The 20,858-nt window shown below is 59.0% G+C and carries 18 protein-coding genes and 5 pseudogenes; 9 read left to right on the top strand and 14 right to left on the bottom strand.

Annotation, left to right across the window (positions count from 1 at the left end):
* Positions 1–75: 75 nt before the first annotated feature.
* The 5 genes and pseudogenes from OKW45_RS20755 to OKW45_RS20735 form a co-directional block, all read right to left on the bottom strand.
* On the bottom strand, positions 76–1,674 hold the full coding sequence (locus OKW45_RS20755; RefSeq protein ID WP_429470788.1) for a Kelch repeat-containing protein: 1,599 nt from the start codon (positions 1,672–1,674) through the stop codon (positions 76–78).
* A 376-nt stretch (positions 1,675–2,050) separates the two neighbouring features.
* Positions 2,051–2,131 (bottom strand): annotated as a pseudogene (locus OKW45_RS20750) (IS6 family transposase); the annotation flags it as partial.
* Positions 2,132–2,191: 60 nt separating this feature from the next.
* Complete coding sequence (gene pqqA / locus OKW45_RS20745; protein WP_429473329.1) at positions 2,192–2,266, bottom strand: pyrroloquinoline quinone precursor peptide PqqA; 75 nt, start codon at positions 2,264–2,266, stop codon at positions 2,192–2,194.
* Positions 2,267–2,494: 228 nt separating this feature from the next.
* The gene (locus OKW45_RS20740) at positions 2,495–4,516 is read right to left on the bottom strand and encodes a hypothetical protein (protein WP_429470786.1); all 2,022 of its coding nucleotides are present in this window, start codon (positions 4,514–4,516) and stop codon (positions 2,495–2,497) included.
* 158 nt (positions 4,517–4,674) lie between these two features.
* Positions 4,675–5,670, bottom strand: a complete 996-nt coding sequence (locus OKW45_RS20735; protein WP_429470784.1) for an IS5 family transposase — start codon at positions 5,668–5,670, stop codon at positions 4,675–4,677.
* 289 nt (positions 5,671–5,959) lie between these two features.
* Between OKW45_RS20735 and OKW45_RS20730 the strand changes: the two are divergent.
* A pseudogene (locus OKW45_RS20730) lies at positions 5,960–6,130 on the top strand (transposase); the annotation flags it as partial.
* Positions 6,093–6,785: an IS6 family transposase gene (locus tag OKW45_RS20725; RefSeq protein ID WP_429470782.1), complete on the top strand. Its 693-nt coding sequence runs from the start codon at positions 6,093–6,095 to the stop codon at positions 6,783–6,785. The pseudogene OKW45_RS20730 and the gene OKW45_RS20725, both read left to right, overlap by 38 nt.
* Positions 6,786–6,843: 58 nt before the next feature.
* Here OKW45_RS20725 and OKW45_RS20720 read toward each other — a convergent pair.
* From OKW45_RS20720 to OKW45_RS20710, 3 genes and pseudogenes are all read right to left on the bottom strand, one after another.
* Positions 6,844–7,318 (bottom strand): annotated as a pseudogene (locus OKW45_RS20720) (ISNCY family transposase); the annotation flags it as partial.
* Positions 7,319–7,507: 189 nt separating this feature from the next.
* Positions 7,508–7,975, bottom strand: coding sequence for a hypothetical protein (locus tag OKW45_RS20715; protein WP_429470781.1), 468 nt, complete (start codon positions 7,973–7,975; stop codon positions 7,508–7,510).
* Positions 7,976–8,784: 809 nt separating this feature from the next.
* Positions 8,785–8,964, bottom strand: coding sequence for a hypothetical protein (locus OKW45_RS20710; protein ID WP_429470780.1), 180 nt, complete (start codon positions 8,962–8,964; stop codon positions 8,785–8,787).
* 2,612 nt (positions 8,965–11,576) lie between these two features.
* Here OKW45_RS20710 and OKW45_RS20705 point away from each other — a divergent pair.
* Positions 11,577–11,942, top strand: coding sequence for a response regulator (locus tag OKW45_RS20705; protein WP_429470778.1), 366 nt, complete (start codon positions 11,577–11,579; stop codon positions 11,940–11,942).
* Between the two features lie 127 nt (positions 11,943–12,069).
* Here the strand turns inward: OKW45_RS20705 and OKW45_RS20700 are convergent, their stop codons facing one another.
* The gene (locus OKW45_RS20700; protein WP_429470777.1) at positions 12,070–13,062 is read right to left on the bottom strand and encodes an IS30 family transposase; all 993 of its coding nucleotides are present in this window, start codon (positions 13,060–13,062) and stop codon (positions 12,070–12,072) included.
* A gap of 69 nt (positions 13,063–13,131) precedes the next feature.
* Here OKW45_RS20700 and OKW45_RS20695 point away from each other — a divergent pair, with 69 nt between their 5' ends.
* Positions 13,132–13,701: a DUF3331 domain-containing protein gene (locus OKW45_RS20695; protein ID WP_429470776.1), complete on the top strand. Its 570-nt coding sequence runs from the start codon at positions 13,132–13,134 to the stop codon at positions 13,699–13,701.
* A gap of 109 nt (positions 13,702–13,810) precedes the next feature.
* Positions 13,811–14,020, top strand: a complete 210-nt coding sequence (locus OKW45_RS20690; RefSeq protein ID WP_018420695.1) for a hypothetical protein — start codon at positions 13,811–13,813, stop codon at positions 14,018–14,020.
* Positions 14,021–14,271: 251 nt separating this feature from the next.
* Here OKW45_RS20690 and OKW45_RS20685 read toward each other — a convergent pair whose 3' ends face one another.
* From OKW45_RS20685 to OKW45_RS20675, 3 genes and pseudogenes are all read right to left on the bottom strand, one after another.
* A complete protein-coding gene (locus tag OKW45_RS20685; protein WP_429470774.1) occupies positions 14,272–15,600 on the bottom strand; it encodes a polyhydroxyalkanoate depolymerase in 1,329 nt (442 codons plus the stop codon).
* 188 nt (positions 15,601–15,788) lie between these two features.
* The gene (locus OKW45_RS20680) at positions 15,789–15,938 is read right to left on the bottom strand and encodes a hypothetical protein (RefSeq protein ID WP_162633939.1); all 150 of its coding nucleotides are present in this window, start codon (positions 15,936–15,938) and stop codon (positions 15,789–15,791) included.
* A 932-nt stretch (positions 15,939–16,870) separates the two neighbouring features.
* Positions 16,871–17,083 (bottom strand): annotated as a pseudogene (locus OKW45_RS20675) (IS256 family transposase); the annotation flags it as partial.
* 39 nt (positions 17,084–17,122) lie between these two features.
* On the opposite strand from OKW45_RS20675, the pseudogene OKW45_RS20670 reads away from it, so the two are divergent.
* Positions 17,123–17,478, top strand: a pseudogene (locus tag OKW45_RS20670) (DDE-type integrase/transposase/recombinase); the annotation flags it as partial.
* 431 nt (positions 17,479–17,909) lie between these two features.
* Here OKW45_RS20670 and OKW45_RS20665 read toward each other — a convergent pair.
* Positions 17,910–18,155, bottom strand: a complete 246-nt coding sequence (locus OKW45_RS20665; RefSeq protein ID WP_429470772.1) for a site-specific integrase — start codon at positions 18,153–18,155, stop codon at positions 17,910–17,912.
* Positions 18,156–18,428: 273 nt separating this feature from the next.
* Between OKW45_RS20665 and OKW45_RS20660 the strand changes: the two genes are divergently transcribed.
* The 3 genes from OKW45_RS20660 to OKW45_RS20650 all read left to right on the top strand — a co-directional run bounded on the left by OKW45_RS20660 (position 18,429) and on the right by OKW45_RS20650 (position 20,230).
* Positions 18,429–18,848 (top strand): hypothetical protein, encoded by a 420-nt coding sequence (locus OKW45_RS20660; protein WP_239499108.1) that lies wholly within the window; start codon positions 18,429–18,431, stop codon positions 18,846–18,848.
* Positions 18,849–18,893: 45 nt separating this feature from the next.
* Positions 18,894–19,250, top strand: a complete 357-nt coding sequence (locus tag OKW45_RS20655; protein WP_429470770.1) for an ATP-binding protein — start codon at positions 18,894–18,896, stop codon at positions 19,248–19,250.
* A gap of 326 nt (positions 19,251–19,576) precedes the next feature.
* Positions 19,577–20,230 (top strand): response regulator transcription factor, encoded by a 654-nt coding sequence (locus OKW45_RS20650; protein WP_429470768.1) that lies wholly within the window; start codon positions 19,577–19,579, stop codon positions 20,228–20,230.
* Between the two features lie 79 nt (positions 20,231–20,309).
* Here the strand turns inward: OKW45_RS20650 and OKW45_RS20645 are convergent, their stop codons facing one another.
* A complete protein-coding gene (locus OKW45_RS20645; RefSeq protein ID WP_429470766.1) occupies positions 20,310–20,750 on the bottom strand; it encodes a response regulator transcription factor in 441 nt (146 codons plus the stop codon).
* Positions 20,751–20,858: the final 108 nt, after the last annotated feature.

Genomic DNA, 20,858 nt, shown 5'->3' with positions numbered 1-20,858 from the left:
GGCGAGTTCGCGTGCCCGGAGCGGCCTGCGGTCAGCGGGCGAAGGCCGCAGGCGTCCCGGATTCAGGTGTAACCGTCAGTTACCGTGGCACGTAATGGCGGCGTTTGATGTCCCAGCGACTCCCTTGATCTGATCGCTCGTGATCGTGACGCACCGCGGCGTGGATGAGATTCCCGCGCCGCTCACGATAATCGAATAGTCGCCGGGTACCATGCCTGTCTTCAGAGTGAAATCGACCGTCTCCTCGTTCGCACCCTGACCGACGCCCGTCTTGGCCCAATTCGTGGTCCTTCCGTAATACACGTGGCCCGCCGCGTCCTGGAGGCGAACGATGGGGTAGTTTTCATCCGATTCAACATCGTCGCCGTAGCTTGATCCCGCGGCTTGGCCATTCATGCGGACGCCGTGCAACGTGAAAACCCCTGCGCCGCTGTACTTGACGTTCGAAAAAACGGGTAGCCATGATGGCTGTGGAGCGCCATCCGGGCTATATATCCAGAGTTGGCGTGACGAGTCAGAGAACAGTATCTGGCCGTTCGGCAACACCAGCAGCCTTGTGATAAATGCCGGAATGCTGCCAAGGTTAGAATCAGGGATGCTCGGCGACAGAGGCGTAATCGAATTTGCGACTGGGTTGTAATCAAACAGTTGCGTCGGAGGACCGAACAAACCGCTTGTGGGCCCGGCGTCCGCAGCAAAGACGACATGGCCGCTCGGCATCACCGCGCCGGGTGCATCGTCAGAACCAAAAAGAACCGACTTGCCGGCAAGCGAACCAAAGACATCCGGGCCGGGTGTCCACGTGTTGGTCGAGGGTGAGTACAGAGCGGTATGCCCGGTCGCACCGATACCAAAGATCTGCCCCTGAACTCCATTGCCACGAATTTTCAGGAACGGGCCAAGCTCGTATCCGATTGCGGCGCTGCTCAGGGCTGGAATGGTCCCGCGTGCAGAGCCGTCGCTCGGACTGATGCTCGACCACGTATGCGTGGTGGGATCGTAGGTCTCGGCATATTGACCATTCTGCGCGACGCTTTCGAAAAGGTCGTAGGTAAGTACTTTACCGCGGACCATCTTGACCCAGGTCTCCTCGTCGCTGCGATCTGGATAAACCTTGGATCCCCCAAACGACCACGAATTCGATGCGATATCGTAAAGGTAGGTTTGGTTTGTGAAAATCGACCCGGCGAGGATTTTCCCGTTCGGTAGCAACATCGAAGGATCATCTCCAAAGTACTGCTCCGGAAAGTCCGTTACGGGAGCCCACGTATTGGCCAGCGGATCGTACAACTCGCCCGTGTTCGTTATGTTCTGCTGGAGTGGGGTGCCGCTATATTCGCCGCCAAGAACCCAGACCTTGCCGCTCGGTAACACATTCAACGCAAAATACAGACGCGCCTTGCTCATCGGCGCCAAAGCGGACCAAGTGCCGTCCACATAGCTTCCGGTAGCGGAGGGGCTCAGGCGCAACCAGGTGTCGTAAGGATTTCCCTGCACCATGACTGTGCCGTCCGTCAACAGCACCATGGTCCCCACTCCACTGGGTGCAGCATTCGTCAGCTTTGTCCACGTTGCCGCGTGGCCTAACGTAGACCAGCCGAGCACACATACAATGGCGCAAGCAGACGCCTTGACCTTCGCCGCCTTAAGCACTCCATCAATTTCGATATCCATTGTGTTTTCCTAATCATTAGAACGACGTTGATTCGATTTCACCAGATAATGAACACCATCAACACCTGGCCGCTTCGGTGAATCTCTCCGTAGGAAAACGAGTTAATGTCCTCGACGACAGGCAACCACACCACGACCAAAATGCGGTTTCTTGCCACGCGGAGAGCAGGTCCTTCAATGAAAAGAAGGATTGGAGAAGCCCATCGTTTATCTGTGCCGGGCAACGATGAGTGGTGCTGGGACGGGATGCTCGAGTGTTATAGCCACGCGGCGAGACAATATCAATCTGGGATTTTCGCCAAATCTTTGAGCACACGTCGGCGGATTCAGTTTTATCGAGCGGGTTGAGGCCGACAGCGATTACGCCTCAAGCCGGGCCTTTGACCTTGATATAACTTTCATCCATGCGCCAACTCCTGCCCACCGGGCGCTTGTGCTTGCGAAATGTCTTTTCGAAGCAGAGGTCAAACACAAACCGAAACCGCAAGGGGCCGCGGCGTGCGGCCCGGTTGCGGGCTTAACGCATAGCGACATACATCACGATTTCAAAACCGAGGCGTACGTCGGTGTAGCTCGGAGTCGTCCATTGCATACGTGCTTTCTCCTTCGGTTGAAACAGCGGTTGGAACAGCGTTGCGCCGGCGGCCCGGCGAAATTTCATGCCCGGTGTCGACAGCAGCCGGCATCACATGCGAAGCTAGGGCTAGCCCTTATGTAAATGGTGACCACCAGTCTTTGCCTCGTTCAGATTGAAACCGATTGCAGCAGTTCTTCCATTAGCGCCAATCGGTTTCGGCACAAACTGGAATTGGCAAAGGCGTCAGTTCGTGGGCACCCAAGATTCAGGGTCGTCCTTGGCACGAAGAATTGTTTCCGCGTGCCACGCTCCACTGCTGAATGGGCCGAAGACGTGGACGGCCTTTCCGACCACGAGCGGAACGCTCAGGTGAGCCTGCTCGGCAGCCGAAGTGTCAACGAGCACAGGGGCTCCAGTCTGAGGTTGGATGGTTATTTGCAACGTGCCTACCGAAGTGACAATTCCGTAGATTTGGCTGGGCAGAGGTCCTGGCGGAGTAGCCGGGGGCGGGACTACGACCGGAGCGAGCGTCCCGCCCGGAGCGAAGATGTTCAGGGCTGCGAAGCTGGCCACAAAGACCTTGCCGTTGGCGACAGTGGGCACGATGTTGGCGTTGGCGCCGTGAGGCCAGGAGCCGGCGACGGACGAGAAGATCGGTGTTGTGCCACCTGAGGCGTCGAAGGCGTATAGCGTCACGTTGGCCGGCGCAGTAGTGGAGGTGGGGCGACCGACGGCCCAGATGATCGCGGACCCGGATGTTGTGCCGTTCGATGAAATCGTCGTGAAAAAGCCACCATCCTGGCCGGATTGGATGCTAGAAAACGATTTTTCCAGTTGCAGCGTCGCCGTTGCCGGAACCTTCCATAGTTTGATGCTTCTGCCGCCGCTGCTGACAACGCGGCGGACGCCGTCCGATCCCATAAAATACGATGGGCCGCACCAGCAGGAACCGAAATCGGCGATGGAACGCGCTCTGCCGGAGTCGTTGTGACCCATCGCGGCCCGGTCGATGAGGTACAGACGGCCGCGCTTTCCGCCGGCAACGAGCGTAGAAGCCGATTGTCCAGGGATGTCCGGTATAACCATGGCCCCACCGGCGCCGAAATCGTCGTCCGTTTCATCTAGCGATGCGACACCATTAGTACCTGAAGGGGTGAAATAGTCCTGCAAGGTGGTCAAGTCGGCAGAGAGCCTCACCACGCTTTCCTGGATGTTGTTTGGAGGAGCGTAGGTCGTACCAGACGGGTCTGAGTTCCCGGTGACAGCGTACAGCACCCCCGACGGACCTGCGGCAATGCCATACCCGGACATCCAGATGGATGACAGAAAAAAGGTGTTGGGTGAAGTCGACAGCTTGTCCATCAACTGATTCGCAGGCAGCGGTGACAGCGTGCTCGCCTTCCATCCCAACAACCAGCCTCTCGACTCATCGGCGCGTATGTCGCAAAAGCTGCCGAAAGCGGCGTAGACGTTTCCGTTCGCCAGAAGAAGACCGGCACGCTGGCGGCTGAACTGTGCGGCGAAATGGTGGGTCGTGCCGTTCGTCAGGGTATGCGAAGCCGAGACCGAGGTCGGAGAACCCGCTTTGTCAGCCAAGGCGGTGATGTCAAGAGCGTGGAGCCAATAGCTCGGCGTGCCGCTTACCAGCTTGAACGAGACCACATATAGCGTGTGGGTGCCCAGATCGATCACCGGCGTGGAGTTGATTCCCACGGTGGGGCCGTTGTTGCCACAGCCGCCGGGAAGCCTCGATCGCGGTACCGGAGTCCCGAGGTTCCGTTGGAGGAGCAGCTTGCCGGTGGAAGCCGAGTAGGCGTAAATGTTGTTGGCTTCGGTGGCGACGTATACGACATCCTGCGTTGTCCCGTTTACGCTCAACGCTGAAACAACCAATGGCTGCGCGTCGACCCAGTCGTTCACTGGGTCGCCGAGCTTGATTGCATGCGCGACGCCGAACGAACCGGCTCTGACGTTGGAAGGGGTAAGGGTCGTCTCGCTCGAATTCCAACCAGTACGATTCGTGTCGCCATGATAGGTCAACACGTTCGCGGACGTGGCCGCCAACGTATTGATCGGAGATGCCGTCGCGGCAGGAGCTAAGTCGGTGACTTCTGGAGATAAAGGCTGTCCAACTGACTGCCCGGACGCGACGGACATCCAGGCACCTAAAAAGACGGCGGCGAACAGATAGGATAGGAACGAAAAATGCCTCGCCGAAATTGCGCCGGATCCTTCGTTGTTAGGATTAAGCTTCGCGTTTTTCATGACAGTCCTGCCTTCTTTCCAAGGACGTTATGTAGCAGTTCGCTGGACGCGAAAATCTTCGCGTTTGATTAAACATATTTCGTAAGCAATCCTGCGCCAGTCAGGACATAGGTGGGGCTTTGTTCGGAAGGGTCCGAGTTTCCCTGCTACAGGCGCAACTATCCATTTTTGCAAGAAACCGGCCTGCCAAACGAGTTCCATCGGTTAAGGAGGTTGGCGATGACCACACCCTCGCGTTCCTGTGACGCGGGTTGTCGTGTCAGCAGGGACGAGCCGATGCATCTCTTGATCCGGGAGATCTGCGCTTCGACCAGCGCGCGTTGCCCATAGCCATATTTTTTGTGGAACGCATAAATGCCTTTTTCCCTGATGTAGCCAACGATCCTGTCATGCCATTGAGTCCGTTCTTCGCCGTGCACCACCGCATGAGAAGGCGGTGGAATAACAGGCAGCGCGCCTGATCGCGACAGGGCTTCGGCCCGCTCGATGCTGTAGTAGGCGCCGTCTGCAATCACACGGTCAACCCGGATGTCGGCGGGCAGGACACAGTCCATCCCTTCGCTATCCGAAACGTCCGTGCCGGTGATGGCGATCGCGTGAACGTTCATGTCCGCGTCAATCGACAGGTGCATCTTGCGCCACGGCGTTTTCGCCGCCTTTTTGCCGTACTTCTGCTCGTACCACTCACTGGCCCGACCAAAACTCATCCCTGTGCTGTCCACAATGATGCTCACGTCCTCGCCGTCGGCCAGTCGTCTGGCCAGCCGTTCGCAACGCTGCGTGACCTTGACCTCCAGCGCGGCGAACAGATCACACAGGTGGCCGAAGCTGGGAACCCGAATTTCCAACCCATGGCCGGCCCAGTAATCTTCCATATAGCCGGTGATCTGCCGCATCCCCCAGCCGAACAGGCGGTAGAACGTATAGAGCAGTTCAACGTAGGCCGGGGTGTACGATGGCAGCCTGCCCGAGACGCCACGCACGTACGGCGACGCCGTGATGAATTGCGCCTTGAGATCGCCCTCGGGGAAATAGAGGCTGATTTTTCCGCGCTTCTTCAGGCTCTCGTTGTATTCACGACAGTTCATCACCCGGTAGGCGGGCTTTTTGCGCTTACGCTCCTGACCGTCTTTGAGTCTGGCTTTGTACGGCATCCACGTCTTTCCGGGTCTCTTGAGCTTACAATTTTACAACGACTAGGCACCCTTCCGAACAAAGCCTATGAATATCACGTTCCATCTGTTCGCTCCGTACAAGAATGGGAGCGTCCCTTTCGGGTTCGGCTCCCGAAAGGGTTAGAGAATCATGAGTTCACTACAAGCTCAGGCCGAAACTTGCGGTTTGAGCATCTTCAAGCGACTGGTCGGCCGCTGCGAAAATGGGCCGGCCCCCGCGAAAACCGGACACGAGGTAACGCTTAAACTTTGAGGTAGTCTTACGCCTATGTTTAAGCCCAGTTCTAACGTGGAACCCATTGAAGTTTTGACCGAGCCCGAACAGCGCCTTCGGCGCTCTGTCGAGGAGAAGCTCGCGATAGTGCGCGAGACCTTCGAGCCCGGCGCAACCGTTTCCGGAGTTGCCCGTCGTCATCAGCTGCGCGGTTCGCTGGTATTTCCGGTTCAGCCTGAGCCTGCGCGACATTGAAGAGTTGTTGCTCGAGCGTGGTGTCGTGGTCACGTACGAAACGATCCGTTGCTGGTGCGACAAATTCGGCGCTGGATTCGCCCGTTGCGCCAAAGCGGCGCGGCGCAAGCCGGGCAGCACATGGCATCTGGACGAGATGTTCGTGACGCTGCGCGGCGAGCCGTACCTGTTGTGGCGAGCGGTAGACGAGCAAGGTGTCGAACTCGACGTGCTGGTGCAAAAGCGGCGCGACAAGGCCGCGGCCACGCGCTTCTTTCGGCGGGTGCTGCGATCCAATCCGGTGCCGCGCAAGATCGTTACCGACCAGTTGCGCAGTTATCCGGCGGCGAAGGCCGATATTCCTGAGCTCGCCCAAGTGAAGCACGTCTTCGTCAAATCGGCTGCGCGCGTGAACAACCGCGCCGAGAATAGTCACCAGCCAACCCGCAGGCGCGAACGCCAGATGTGCGGCTTTCGCGATGCCCGTCGCACGCAGGCGTTTCTCTCATGCTTCGGCCCGATCCGGCAGCACTTCGCGTTGCCCAGACATCGGATGAACGCGGCATGTCATCGCGCCATGTCGCAAGAACGGCTCGCTACATGGCATGACTGGAGCGCCTCACTCGCAGCCAACCGGGCTATCTGATAAGGATAACTATTCTTGAGGCCGGCACGTAGCCTATGCTTCTCAACTTGACAGTGCCCGCGTAAGCGTTGGCCGCCTCCTTCGTGCTGATGCCGCGTAGCCGCAACTCCTTCACGAGGCGATCCTGCAGTGTAAGGTTCGCGCGCTCGACGCGTCCCTTGGCCTGGCTGCTGTTCGCGCAGAACGTATCCACATTCAGCTCGTACAGCGCGCGGCCAAACTGCGTGACGCCCTTGCCAGGCGTGGTTGAATGACTGTTGCAGTGAAACACGCTCGCCTTGTCGCTGTACAGCGCGACCGGCTTGCCATGCTGTTCCAGGTAGCTACGCATCGCCTCAAGGTAACTGAAAGTCGACTCGGTCGCTGAGAAGTGCAGCGCCATCAGCCGGCTGGTTGCATCGTCGATGAACACCAGCAGCGTGCACGCCGGCGCGCGTTTCCTCGAACGAGCGATGATCGCTGCCGTTGATCTGGATCAGCTCGCCCAGGCATGCGCGGCGGTTTCTCGGCTGGTGCAGTTTCGGCGGCCGCTTCTATCGATCTGCTGCATTTATGTTTTCGTCTCTTGAGGCAGGCGCGGCCGGATGATCCTCAAAGCCTCGTCCAGGGTCACGGCGCGCTGGACGCACGTGCCGAAGTGGGCAGTCGCCTCCATCCTTTCAGACCCATCTGACGGCTGCTCTCCGAAGCCTTCAGCGACAAGGCTCTCGATGTGACCTTGATCATTGCCCATCGGCGGAAAGCCGTCTGGCGGCTGCACTCGAGGGCTGCCTGCATACGATGGCCGTCAGCACCAGGGGAATGACCGGATGAACGACTGCAGTGCTCCCAGCGTCTCCGAGAAGACGCTTGACCGAATCCGCCGAACCCAGCACAACCACACCGTAAACCGCACCTGGCGAAGCGTTGCTTCCGCCAGCTTTGAAAAGTGGATCATCCGGCTGGTATCCAAAAACGGCATGAACGCGGAGGCCGAATGCAGTCAACCCGGCGTCGCTCGTGGGGCGAAACACGTTCACCGAATTCGGCTCAACCCGCATGGCGGGGGTCACGATGGACTGAGTGTCGACGAGACTGGTGACGAAGTCATGTGCCGTTTCTCCGCACGTCAAGTGATTGTCCAGCGCATGACTGAATGCCGGCGCCGGAAAAATTGCAACGATTGCCAGGAGCCCCAAGATTATTCGCATGGCACAGACTTCCTTAACGTCGGTCTGGGAAATGACCACCGGGTCATCACCCGTCAGGCGGCGGCCGGCGCCCCATTATGGGCTCCGCGTGCCTCAATAACCTCAAGCCTTTGCCGTACCAAGGAAGCCCATCGCCACCGCAGTCTTTCAGGCTCCTGATGGAGGTGATTCGGCAAGCCTTATCTCTCCGCCGTTTGCAGGCGCCTGGGAGTCCAGCCCCTGAGTCTCCAGTCCCACGCCCGGCAGCGCCAGGTCCGGTGGCCGAACACTCTCTAGCGGCTGTCCGAATGATCCCCGCGTCGCGGGTAACAACGGCTAAATCGAGCCTCGGCGTCATGCGTTAGCGTTGATCGTCGATGGTTATGCTGCCGTCAGCTCACAGCCGGCATGGCTGACGTCCATCCCTGAAGAACCGCTGCCTCAGAAACGGGATATTGTCCGAGGCGCTTGATCTGAGTTGGCGCCCTTCCCCCCACAAGCCAAGAAAAAACTCGTGGCCTCTCTCCGCTTTGAGCGCAGCCACATGGCGACTACTGCGAACATGTGCGGCGCTCTGCGCTGCGCGCGCCGAACGGCCACCGTCATCTAACTCATGCCCGCGCCGGACTCCCACCGCTTTTGGCGCATGCCGTCAGCCCGAGTCGCCCGCTGCGTGCGAACAAGGGCGGACGGGAACGCCGCCGTTTCTCCGACTCGAGACACGCGGGCATCCTGCGTGCTGCATGCTGCGATCGAAAAGCGGTTGCCAGGGGTGCCAACCGCCGGCAGCAGTCACAATCATTCCGGTCATCGCTGACTCCTCGTAGGACTCAAAATCCGCCGTGTTCGCCGATCATTTCGATGAAGCACTTCCCACAGCAGACGGCAGTAATATTCGGCCAATAGTTCACGCGCTTTTGGACGTCTTCCTTCATCTCGCCGCATTCATCGCAGCGATCCAGAACACTGACCTGCAGCGGTCGGGAGCGCCACTGTTCGAGCGCGTTCATGTCAGCAGCCCTCGTGTTGATCTGCGACGCCGACGGCGATGATGTTCGCGGCCATCTTCAGTTTTGCCGACGTCGGATCATCTCGGCACAGCTCAAGCAAATATCTTGCGTTCGTGCTCATCGTGGCCCTCACTGGATACAGATGCGGCTAAGGTCAACAGTCCGGCGATACACGCTTTTCTTCAGCCAGGGGACGAACGTGAATCCAGTTATGCAGAACATTTAACATGGCGCCACTCAAATGAAAACGCAAAGTCCATGGAATCAAGATAGACGGACGACCCAAAGAAAACCATTCTACGAACGGTTGCTGCAATCCTCCGTTGGCATAGCGCGCTTATACGTTTGGATACCTCGAGGCATCCCGGAAGTGAGTGTTCGAGTGGCGATGTAACGGGATCCGTTACGGTAAGCCAGTCATACCTAGGTATGGGACAGCCATTCCTAAGCAGGAGCAATGCGTGCCATTCGTAGAATGGTCTTTTTTGTCTTGCACGTTTACGTTGGTTCCATGGTCGGTGCGTTCGCGGTACATCTCCGCAACGGCAGCGTCTTCTTTGGTCATCAGTTTCTTCGGTCGGAGAACGTTATGCACGTTCGTATCGTGGCTAGGCGGGATCGTGTATCGGGGAACAGTGAATCTGAGCCGTGTCCGCATTCAATTGCCCGGAGGACGACAGGAACCGGTGACGAGCATCGCATCGATCGGGTTGTTTTTCTTGCACGCCAAGATTCGCACTGTACAGCTTGATACAGGGAGGTCGCTTGTGCTTCATTGTGTTCTGAGTCGCGCGGCCCGCCTGTGCGCGCGGACAACAATCCGGGCTGCCCAGACAGCTACGAGCCGAACGGCGCCGATGCGTGCGCGCATGACGCGCTGGCGATCGAGTCGTTGGCTGAGGTGGCGCCGCCACGGCTGACGATGGTCATCCCGGCACCACGACTGCCTCTGGCTTCGCAGGCATGTAGTTCCGACAGCTCGGCGCGAGGAAGTTCGAGCGTGCGCTGCAATGCAATCGACCAGTGACAGTTCGGGCACCGCTCCAATCATCAACCTTGGTGTCTAGGCGATGACCGAAGGTATAGGGGCAAATCCACCCACAATCACATCAGCGGGGCGTATGGTGGATGTCGCGCGCAGTTGTGAATTGATACAGCAACGCAGTTAGGAATTGATACGCCTCGTTGTAGGGTTGCTCCTTTTGGGCGGCCCGTGATCAGCTACGAGGAGTACATGGAAATCGAGATTCTGCGTCGCCAGGGCAACAGCCTCCGGGATATCGCGGTCGAGACCGGCATGGCAGTCAATACTGCTTCCTTGTAGACGCAACCCGCGCGGAGCGCTTACATGCCGCCTAGGTATTCACCTCCTGTGTCAGGGCTGCCGAGAGGCTGAATGAGAATGTTGCGCCGCCGTAGGAACAACTGGTGGCCCAGATTTGCCCACCATGGGCTGCATCAATAGAACTGGAAATCGCAGACTCATCACCCTGCCGGAAATGCATGTCGTACAGAACGGTTCGAAGGTCGCGGAAGCTTTTCCTCACGAATACCAGACCCCGAGTCGTTAACCGCGGCGATAACATCGCCTTCAGGGTCAAGGCGGGACTGGACTATGCACGGTTCGGCACCGCCCGTTAATCTCCTAAGCGAAGTTATACGCCCGTATAACCACGTAACGCTAACGCGGTATCGACATATCCGACCGCATAGTAGATTTGCCATTCGGCAAAACCTACTCTTCTCTCATCGAGACAGCGTTTCCGTTACGACAGCGCAAAGCTCACGGTTCGGCCCAACCACAACATCCCCTTTGGGGTGGCCCGACCCGTTCGCTTTTTTAACGTCTTCAAGGATTCGTCGTGTCGGCTGTTCTGCATAACTGGATATATATCGGCAGTAACGCGTATGCGGAGTACACGTTCGTGCCGTGGCGTGGCGTGGCAGGAACATCTATCGCCGTACCGTCGACCTCTCCGCAATATGCATCCAGTAGCCGTAGGTCAGGGATTATTCGACCTCTAGCCACGTGCTGCGAAGCTCTGTTGTGCAGGTCGTTGCATTTCAACGGCTCCCCGCACTGACGCATTGCACGGATGCACGCTACCGAAAGACCTTGGGGAGTCACCAATGGCCGCAAAGCGCAAGTCTGCATTGAGGAGCATTACCCCATCGGGAATTCCGACTCTACGCGAAGACCTCAAAACACAGCTCGCGCCCATTGCCACCGCACTGACGGAAGAACTCGCGGCGCTGTGGGCAGCCGCCCTCGACGACGGAAGAGAACAGACGCTCGACCGTCTGTCGCAGGCGCTAAGCGACGCGGTCCCAGAGTTTCTGCGAGGGGCGTTTGAACCGAAAATGCTCGCAGGCGGAAAGTCAGCGTCGGAATGTCGGCCATCGCTTGTCGCGGTAATACGCGCGAGTCAGGCTGCACCCACCGGGCAAACATGCGCACCGGATGAAGACGGAAGCACAGACTTTGCTGTTGGCGGCGTCAGCTGCCGCGAGAACGCTCCCGTCCAATGGACTGCTTTCAACGCGTGGGAGCAGCGGAATAGCTGTTGCCGGCAAACAGACGAAGTGAAAGACCACCGCTTCGGGGGCGGGTCATGGTGACGGTGTTACTGGTCGATGACGACATGAGCCTGCTTCAGGCGCTTGAAACGTTGATTTGCGGAGAAGGTTACGAGGTAATGACTGCGTTGAACGGAGATGAGGCACTGCAGGCAGCACGCCGAAGGCGCCCTGACATCGTGGTTTCCGATTTCATGATGCCGGTCATGGACGGACCCACGCTCATAGGCGCGCTCGCGGCCGAGCCGGACTTCGCAACCATTCCTGTCCTTCTGAACTCAGCGGTGGCGACACCACCGGCCCACCTGCAGGTGTCGGCGTTTCTGAGAAAGCCAGTCGCACCCTCGCGCCTGCTCGAACTGCTTCGACTGCACAGTCACAGTAACGCCCAATCGCCTTGACTGGTCACTTCGATATGCCGCCAATAAAAAAGCCATTCCTGCCTTCATCAAGGAGTACCGCATTTTCGAAGAAAGGGCAGCCGCTGGAAACAGTGGGCGGTTTCAAGAGTGAAGCGCAACAGCGGGATTAATGTTTAGAGCCTTGAGGTTGGCTTGCTGAGGCAAGGGTCGCGGCGAAGACCTCGAAGGGTGAATGGAAGGCATGAGTCGCGCGAGGTCGGCTGTTCAGACTGTCGGCGATAGCGTCAAGTTCGTCCTGACTGTAGACCGAAAGGTCTGTGCTTTTGGGCAGATACTGGCGCAGTAGCCCATTGGTGTTTTCGCAAGTGCCGCGTTGCCAGGGACTGTGGGGGTCGCAGAAGTACACCTTCACGCCGGTTGCGGCGGTGAGCCCTTTATGGCGCGACATTTCTTTGCCCTGGTCGTAGGTGAAGCTCTGCCGTAATGGCGCGACAATCGAATTGAGTTTGGCGGAGAAGCCCGCCAGCGCTGAAGCGGCGGTGGCGTCTTCCATCTTGGCAAGCAGCACCAGCCGGCTGGTCCGTTCGACCAGCACGCCTACCGAGGACTGGTTGCCGGCACCCTTGATGAAGTCGCCTTCCCAGTGCCCAGGCAGCAGTCGGTCTTCGATTTCGGGCGGCCGCACATGAATACTGACCATGTCAGGAATCTGTCCGCGCCGGTCTGTGCCCCGTGTACGCGGCATGCGTGTGCTGTGACCATGGCGCAAGCACGGCTGGGCGTAGATGGCCGTGTAGATGGTTTCGTGCGAAACCTGCTGGGTCGGGTCGGTCGGATACATACGCTTGAGTGTGCCGGATATCTGCTGGGGTGACCATTTCCACTCGAGCAGGGTGAGAACGATACGCCCGCAGACGCTTTGCAGGCAAAGCTTTGTGGGATGGCGACCCGCGCTGCGGCGTGCGGCACTGAGTGCTTCAGCCGACACGGACGCGTAGCCAGCGGGAGAGCTGTTTCGCGTCAGTTCCCGGCTAACGGTGGCCGGCGAGCGCCCGAGTATCCGGGCCATGGCCCGGATACTCGAACCCTGCAGATGCAGGCTTGCAATGGTCAGACGCTCTTCAGGTTGAAGTTGCTGGTACTGAGTTCTTTCGTGCATCGCAACACCTTATACGAGATAGGTGTTGCACTTCAGATTTGAGGCCGCTGTGCTAAAGGGAGGAACACGATGTTGAACGCTGAACCGAGTACGGACTCTGACATCCTGTCAGAGAGTGGCTCCAATCGTACGTCTATTGTCCCCGCGCTGCCTTCAGCCCATTATCCGTCGCCGCACCGGCCGGGCCGGCTCGCCCAGTCAAAGTCCGCTTGCGGCACTTCTTCGCCGAATGGCATGGACCCCTGGGCATCGACGCTCGCAGCCATCCATCGATTTTCTTCCCCGCCAGACCCGATGCGAACTACTCCGGCCCTGTCCGTCCGTCCCCGCTCCACGGGCGAGCCGTTCCGTCCCCGGCAGACGGGCGGCGACGTGCGACCCTTCACTGTGACCGTCGTTGACGAACTGTCCAATTCTCTCTTCGTGCTGCGCTGGCGTGACGCGACGCTTTGCAACTACGAAGAGCAGGTCTGGTCGGCCTGTCTCGCTCGCGCGTCAGGGTGTTGCGCCCTATCCGGCAAGCATATCAATCTGGGCGACTCGGTCTACCGTCCACGAGTCCGCGGACGAGTCATACCACTTAACAGAGACGCAATGATTCTCGCCAGCGAGCTGGTCCAAGCCCGCACAGGCGCCTGACACGCGCTGGAGTTGATGTATGTTGGACTCGGGCTCACTCAGCTAAAGCATCCCCAGAACACAGGCGGTCTCAGGGTGCTCTCCACCGCCTGGCCACAGGAGGTTCAATATGAAACTTGAGGCCGCCACGTTCGTGCGACTACGCCGTCTCGCCCCGGTTCTCGACGACATACTCAGCGCAGGCGAGGTCGACCACGCAGACCAGGCCGTAGACCTTGATTCGCTCGCCCAGCTATGCTCACAGCTCTTCGATGCATACCGCGGCCAACATCCGGGCGAGATTGCGCAAGTGCGACACGACGCCCTTGAGTCGCGGTAACGCACCGCTTATGGACTGGCTGGCTGGTTCAGGTGGCGGCCATTCAATTCACGATGTTGAACGTTGCTTCACGGCCATACCGGCCGGTCGCGTCATGCTTCGGATCCCCACTGAATGACTGTTTCGCGGAACCATGGACCAACTGGCGCTTTCGGGCAGGTTCTGCTCTTCAACATTGGACAATAAAGGGCAGCCCCTTTCCGGACGGCCACCGACCACAGCCGAACGCCGCCTGGCAACTGGCGCGACCGTCAGACGGTCGCGCAGGAATAGCTCGTATTACTTTCGTTACCGTCGATTTCTTCGCGCCGATCTTCTTTGCAGACACTTCTTGGCGCCGGATCGTGTTCTACGATGAACTCGCGCAGTTGCGGATAGATGATGGTGCGCCAGCGGCGGCCGGAGAAGATCCCGTAGTGGCCGCACTTTTCGGCGGTGAAATGCCGCCGGTTTTTCTCGGGGATGCCGGTGCACAGCTCATGAGCGGCGCGTGTCTGGCCGCTGCCGGAAATGTCGTCGAGTTCGCCTTCGATCGTGAAGAGCGCCGTCTTCTCGATATCCTGTGGCCGCACGCGCTCGCCGGCGACGTCCCACGTGCCTTCTGCAAGACGAAACTCCTGGAACACCACGCGGATCGTGTCGAGGTAATAGTTCGCGTCCATGTCGAGCACCGCGTTGTACTCGTCGTAGAAACGGCGATGCGCTTGCGCGTCGTCTTCGTCGCCGCGCAGCAGGCTCTGGTAGAAGTCCCAGTGCGAAGCCGCGTGACGTTCCGGATTCATCGCGACAAAACCGGTGTGCTGCAGGAAGCCCGGATAGACCTTCCGGCCCACGCCCGGATAGTTCGGGGGCACCGTGAAGATCACGTTGTTATCGAACCACTCGTACGAGTGCTGGGTGGCGAGCGAGTTCACCGAAGTCGGGCTCTTGCGCGCGTCGATCGGACCGCCCATCATCGTCATCGTGCGCGGCGTGTCTTCGCCGCGGCTCGCCATCAGCGAAATCGCGGCGAGCACCGGCACCGTCGGCTGGCAGACCGAGATCACGTGCAGGTTCTGCGAGCCGATGTGGCGGATGAACTCCTGGATGTACGCGACGTAGTCGTCGAGATGGAACGGACCGTCTTCGAGCGGCACCATGCGCGCGTCGATCCAGTCGGTGATGTACACCTTGTGGTCCTGCAGCAGCGTGCGCACGGTGTCGCGCAGCAGCGTGGCGTGGTGTCCCGACAACGGTGCGCATACCAGCACGACCGGTTCATCTTTCAATTGAGTAACGGCGTCGCTGTCGTCGGCGAAACGCTTGAAGCGCATCAGACGGCAAAACGGTTTTTCGATGATCGTCTGTTCGACGATCGGGATATTGTGCCCGTCCTTGACGATCTGATGCAGGTTGAACTCCGGTTTTTCGTAGTCCTTGCCGAGCCGGTACAGCAGCTCGTAACCGGCCGACAGACGCGTGGCGCCCGGCACGTAAGCCAATGGACTGGCGGGATTCGCGAACGATTTCGATGCCGCCTGGGCCCAGGCGGTGAGTGGGCTCAGAAGTGCCCGCTGGAATTCGTGCAATTGATAGAGCATGTTTCCCTAAGGATAAGCTGGGTAAGACGCGAGGAATTCCTTGTTGTGTGTATTGGAACGGATGAGGTAGCCGCATGCGACGCCGAGCCCGGGGGCTCGCGAGCAGCCATTCGCTGCGTACGCGACGCGATGGGCTAAACTTGCTGCTCCGGTCCAATTTGGCCGTTCGGGCTACCAGGCTACGTTGTTCAAGGAACCAATCGCGCATGGCTGACGGAATGGAACGCGCCATAACGGCAGGTTGCAATCGCTTCAGCGTCGGACTGTGAAGCAGCCTGTGCGAAGGCAACCGACCACCGGCCGCAGACATCGCGATAACGGATCGAATAGATGAACATGACAATCTCCTGTGGCATCCCCGATCAACGGGGCCTTGGCGCCCTTCGTCCAGTCGGCCAGACGATAGGCTGGTCGAGCGTTTTGATCAGCGTTCGTTTTATGTACCGCCTAGAAGACGCTGGTCGCTACCGTCGACATCGGATCGTCTCGACGCCAGCTGGACCAGATCTCTTGCGTTCCTGCTCATCGTGACCCTCACTGGATACAGATGCGGCCAAGCTAAGGTCAACAGTCCGGCGATACAGTTCTTATCCAGACAGGGGACGAACGTGTACTCGTCGTACGCGCTGCTACGGATATAAGCCCAGCCACGCGGAACGTCTAACATGGCTGCCACTCAAATGAAAATCGCGAATTCCATGGAATCAAGGTAGACGGACAACCAAAAGAAAACCATTGTACGAACGGTCGCCGCAGCCCTCCATGGGCATAACGCGCTCATACCTTTGGATGCAGCGAGGCGTCCAGGTAGCGAGGGTTCGAGTCTTTCCGGCAATGTAGCGGGAGCCGTCACAGTAAGCCAGTCATACGCAGGTATGAGACAGCCATTCGTAAGGTCGATGAATGGAGCGGCGGCGAAGTACTTCAGCGCTATGAGCGCCAAGGGTATTGTCAAGTTGAGGCCGGGGTCGACAAATATAATGGGGCATGAAGAAAGCTTCCGTCTCCGTTTTGCCGTCGGCCGAGGCGCCGATTTCGTTCAAGGGCTATCGATTTCCGCCGGAAATCATCAGTTACGCGGTGTGGCTGTACTACCGGTTCCCGCTCAGCCTGCGCATGGTCGAGGAGCTGCTGGCGGCACGGGGAATCGAGCTTACGTACGAAGCGGTGCGGTGCTGGCCGACGAAGTTCGGTCTTGCGATCGCGAAGCGTATCCGTTCGACAGCGCCGGGTCGCGGCGACAAGTGGCACCTAGCACTTGGATGAGGTGACCCGGCGGGTAGCCCAGATGCATGTTCATCTCCGCGCCCATGGCGCGCTCGATGACGGCCTTGTTGAAAGCCAGCATCAGGTCCTGAACCTCGGTGGGTGTCATCGGTCCCTTGACCAGCTCGTCAAGCAAACCTTCCGGCAGGGCAGGCAGCGGCCCTCGGGCCGCTGCCTGAGAAGCCACGGTGCGTTTCTTCTTCATCGGCATATCCATGATCTTTTACCTCATGATATGCCTCGCCCACGAAATGACGGATAGGTCCCAGGCGCCACGGCTGCCCACGCGTGATCGTCACGGACAAGCTGCGCAGCTACGCGGCGGCGAACAGCGAACTGGGCCTGAACGTGGGGCATTGGCAGCACAAAGGACTGAACAACCGGGCGGAGAATTCGCACCAGCCCACACGCGTGCGCGAGAAGGTGATGCGCCGCTTCAAGTCGGCGCGCCATCTACAGCGATTCACGTCGGTCCATGCTCAGGTGAGCAACCTGTTCATGCACTGCCGCTACAACGCGAACGCGCAACAGAAACGGCAGGCCCGCAAGCAGGCGTTCAAGGCGTGGGAAACCGTAACGGAAAATCTGATGCTGGATCGCATTGCCGCATAAATTAGTGATCCGTATGTTAAGCGCTGTCACAAGCGCGCCCTTCAACAAGTTGACTATACCACCGCACTATCCCAGATCCCGCGTCACTGCTCTGAAGGAAGCGCTGCTCCATTCGCGAATCGCTATCGACGATAGTCGCACCGTATCGCTGCTTACCCCTCTGCAAACTTTGCATGACGTGTTTGGCGTATGGGATTGGGAGCGTCGCCTTAAATCAATCGCAATTGAATTTGATTTGTCCGATCGGGTCTTGACGATTGCCGCATGACATCGCTCGTAGTTAGCTATCCTGAGAGGCTCGCTGTGGTGAACCACTGCATGCCCGGCCACACCGAGTCTCTTTTGGCAGCCCCAAAAAATAGCCCCTAAATAGCGTTCCGCCGTGCGGCAGGCGCTCGCGTAGACGGTTGTTCAACTTGCGCCCAAGTGGTTCAGCCCCACCGCAGAGTTGGACCAGCGCGTGGCCGAGCGCACAGCGCAACTTCATCGGGGCTGAGCATGACGGGCAGCGTGCGGGCAGGCGCACCGGGTGCATCCTTACTGACCATCCGTTCGGGGCGGTCGAGCGCGACTTCGAAAAGGGATTTCTGTCGCGCGATTGCGGCATTCAGTGATAGAGGCGAGGTGCCGTGATCGACCAGATGCTGGTAGCGCCGCAGGTCCTCGGCGGTGGACAAACATGCGCTGGAGCTTCAGGGGGACGTTTGCGTGTGAGGAGGTCATGATTGGCTCCTCTGGGAAAACGAGGCGGATTACCTCATGCGCCGACATACGGAATTGCGTTGCCGGCCTTTCACTGATCTGCAACGCCTGACCGTAGTTTCTACCGGGCGAGCGGTTCCAGTTCTGGACACGCGTCGCCCGTTCGGTTGGCGCGATGGGTTCTTCCGGCTTCAGACGTTATTCAGCGCTGGCGAATAGAAGAAGCGTTCAAGCGCCTCAAGCACCGCTTGAACCTCGAGCATGTTTCGGGGCTGTCGCAACACGCGGTGGTACAAGATCTCGCCGCCAAGGTGCTGTGCGACAACTTGCAGGCCTTGACCACCCTGACGGCCCACGCCTGCCATGAATTGCCGCCCGACCGATGCATTAACCGCGCTTACGTGCATTCCGTGCTCAAGCCTCTACTGCCATACCTGTTGCTCGGCATCGCCGCGGCGACCTCGCTGGCGGACGCCCTGGCCCTCATCGCACGCCATACCTTCCGTCATCGACCAGGGAATCTCAAAGCAACGGAAACCCCGCTCGAAACCCCACAAATCCATGACGCAAAAGCCTTGCTGAAAGATCTCCATTTCTTAACTTGGACGGATTGGGGCTCAGGTGGACGGTGGAGTTTTGCGACTGTTGTCTGTCTGGAAACGGCGTAGGAAGGTCATGACATATCCGACCATGTTCCCTGCCAATATACGGGCGTGGGGCTGCGCGACGGAGAGCTGGAACACCTTTTTGAATCGTTTTATACGACGAAAGCGGGAGGCATAGGCATGAGCCCTGCCATCTGCAGGTCCATTGCCGAGACTCATGGCGGGCGCATCGACACAGGCGCCGAAAGCCTGCCAGTGCGGTGTTTCGCTTCGCCATCCCTGTCGAACGGCATGATTGTCCGCGTGCAGCAGCTCAGCGCGCCTAAGACCGCAGGTTTAAAGCCCGCGGCAGCAGGGGCGATTTGCGGCGGCGTTTGTGCTGCCGGGCATGCAGCGGCCAACAGCAGTTGTTTTCCGGTATCTCCTGCTTTGTGCTGCCCCCCGCGGCGAGCGGGGCCGGGGTGACTGCGTTTGAAGGCGCGTAGAGGTAAATCTGCAGCACGCCTCTGGCATCGACGGCATAGTAAGCGCCGAAAAGAGGGTGTATCGCTCGCCCCATGCCGCGGTTCATGTTCTAGCCGCTTTGTGCGACGCATTGCAGACGTAGATGCAAAGGGTAGCGGGCCGCTTGGGCGGCGGCAAACCTACATTCGGAGATCTACCCTACTCTCGTCTTACCGTGTCATACTCGGAACGCGTCTTATCGGCGCAAAACGGCGGGGACGCGTCTCTGTCAAGCGGCGAAAATGTCTCATCAGTCCGCCGCATTGTGGCGTGTTGAGGACTCGTTTATGGCTACCGATCGGCATGTACCGTCGTCCACGGGTGGAATCCGCGGCTCGACAGTCTTTGTCGTCGACGACGAAGAGTCCATCCGCCTCGCGCTGTGCGACCTACTGGAGTCGGTCGGGTATTCCGTCGAGACGTTCTGTTCGGTGCAGGAATTCGTGACGTTTCGCAAACCCGCCGGCCCAAGCTGTCTCATCCTCGATGTCAGGCTCAAAGGCGAAAGCGGGCTGGCGTTCCAGCAGGCGATGGCACGCGAGGGACTGCAAATGCCGGTTCTCTTCATGACGGGGCACGGCGATATGGAAATGTCGGTGCGAGCGATGAGAGCTGGTGCATTCCATTTTTTCCCGAAGCCGTTTCGTGACCAGGATATGCTCGACGCGATTTCCGAGGCAATTTCGAAAGACTCGCAACGCATCGAAAAGGAACACAGCCTGGCGGCTGTACGCGCCGCGTACGCCTCGCTGACGCCGCGCGAACGCGAGATCCTGGCGCTGGTGGTCAGCGGAATGCTCAACAAGCAGATCGCCGCGCAACTCAACCTGAGCGAAGTCACGGTGAAAATCCATCGCGGCCAGTTGATGAAGAAAATGGACGCGCGCTCACTCCCGGATCTCGTTTTCAAGGCCGCCGCACTCGAAATTGGGCCGCAATAAACAAAGCCGCGCCCTTAGGCACGCGCCAGCCGCCATTGACGGAAAGAGGTCCGCAAAACGCTGTTTTGTGCGCCCCTGCCTAACTCCCGGCGTTGCCGAGTGCTCGCTTTAGGAGCGCCGCGTCCACGGGCTTGTCGAGCAGCGTGATGGCTGTGCTGGACTGCACCTGCACTCGCAGCGCGTCGCTGGGAAACGCGCTCACGAAGATCGTCGGCGGCGCGGCGCCCAGTGCGACAAGACGGTCAAGCAATTCCAGTCCTGACATGCCGGGCATGCGGACGTCGGAAAGCAGGACTCCGTTTTCGGTGCGAAGGTGCGACGCCCGCGCCGCCAGATAGTCCGAAGGCAGCGAGTAAGTTTCGGTCGAATAGCCGAGCGATTGCACCAGGCTTTCGAGCGCCAGGCGGGATGATTCGTCGTCGTCGACAATCCAGACGATCCCGGAAACGGAAGCCCGCGGCTGTCGTTGCGAGGGGCTTCGGGAGGACATAAGGTCGCTTGCCAATGATTGCTTATTCAATCTAGACCCTGGAGCGTCGACTTGTCCATCATACTGACGTATGTCTGACTATCCCTTCCGGAATGATGAGACGCAATGCGTCGGCCCCGCATCCAGACTTGCCGGGCG

The sequence above is a fragment of the Paraburkholderia lebeckiae genome (genome assembly GCF_050436225.1).
In the GTDB taxonomy this organism is placed as follows: domain Bacteria; phylum Pseudomonadota; class Gammaproteobacteria; order Burkholderiales; family Burkholderiaceae; genus Paraburkholderia; species Paraburkholderia tuberum.
This window is presented reverse-complemented; position numbering and strand designations above follow the sequence as displayed.

What these genes read in the sequence shown, in the direction of transcription:
- OKW45_RS20755 (WP_429470788.1), bottom strand. Translation starts at nt 1,674, where the DNA reads ATGGATATCGAAATTGATGGAGTGCTTAAGGCGGCGAAGGTCAAGGCG.
- OKW45_RS20740 (WP_429470786.1), bottom strand. Translation starts at nt 4,516, where the DNA reads ATGAAAAACGCGAAGCTTAATCCTAACAACGAAGGATCCGGCGCAATT.
- OKW45_RS20735 (WP_429470784.1), bottom strand. Translation starts at nt 5,670, where the DNA reads ATGCCGTACAAAGCCAGACTCAAAGACGGTCAGGAGCGTAAGCGCAAA.
- OKW45_RS20715 (WP_429470781.1), bottom strand. Translation starts at nt 7,975, where the DNA reads ATGCGAATAATCTTGGGGCTCCTGGCAATCGTTGCAATTTTTCCGGCG.
- OKW45_RS20710 (WP_429470780.1), bottom strand. Translation starts at nt 8,964, where the DNA reads ATGAACGCGCTCGAACAGTGGCGCTCCCGACCGCTGCAGGTCAGTGTT.
- OKW45_RS20705 (WP_429470778.1), top strand. Translation starts at nt 11,577, where the DNA reads ATGGTGACGGTGTTACTGGTCGATGACGACATGAGCCTGCTTCAGGCG.
- OKW45_RS20700 (WP_429470777.1), bottom strand. Translation starts at nt 13,062, where the DNA reads ATGCACGAAAGAACTCAGTACCAGCAACTTCAACCTGAAGAGCGTCTG.
- OKW45_RS20695 (WP_429470776.1), top strand. Translation starts at nt 13,132, where the DNA reads ATGTTGAACGCTGAACCGAGTACGGACTCTGACATCCTGTCAGAGAGT.
- OKW45_RS20690 (WP_018420695.1), top strand. Translation starts at nt 13,811, where the DNA reads ATGAAACTTGAGGCCGCCACGTTCGTGCGACTACGCCGTCTCGCCCCG.
- OKW45_RS20685 (WP_429470774.1), bottom strand. Translation starts at nt 15,600, where the DNA reads ATGCTCTATCAATTGCACGAATTCCAGCGGGCACTTCTGAGCCCACTC.
- OKW45_RS20680 (WP_162633939.1), bottom strand. Translation starts at nt 15,938, where the DNA reads ATGTTCATCTATTCGATCCGTTATCGCGATGTCTGCGGCCGGTGGTCG.
- OKW45_RS20650 (WP_429470768.1), top strand. Translation starts at nt 19,577, where the DNA reads ATGGCTACCGATCGGCATGTACCGTCGTCCACGGGTGGAATCCGCGGC.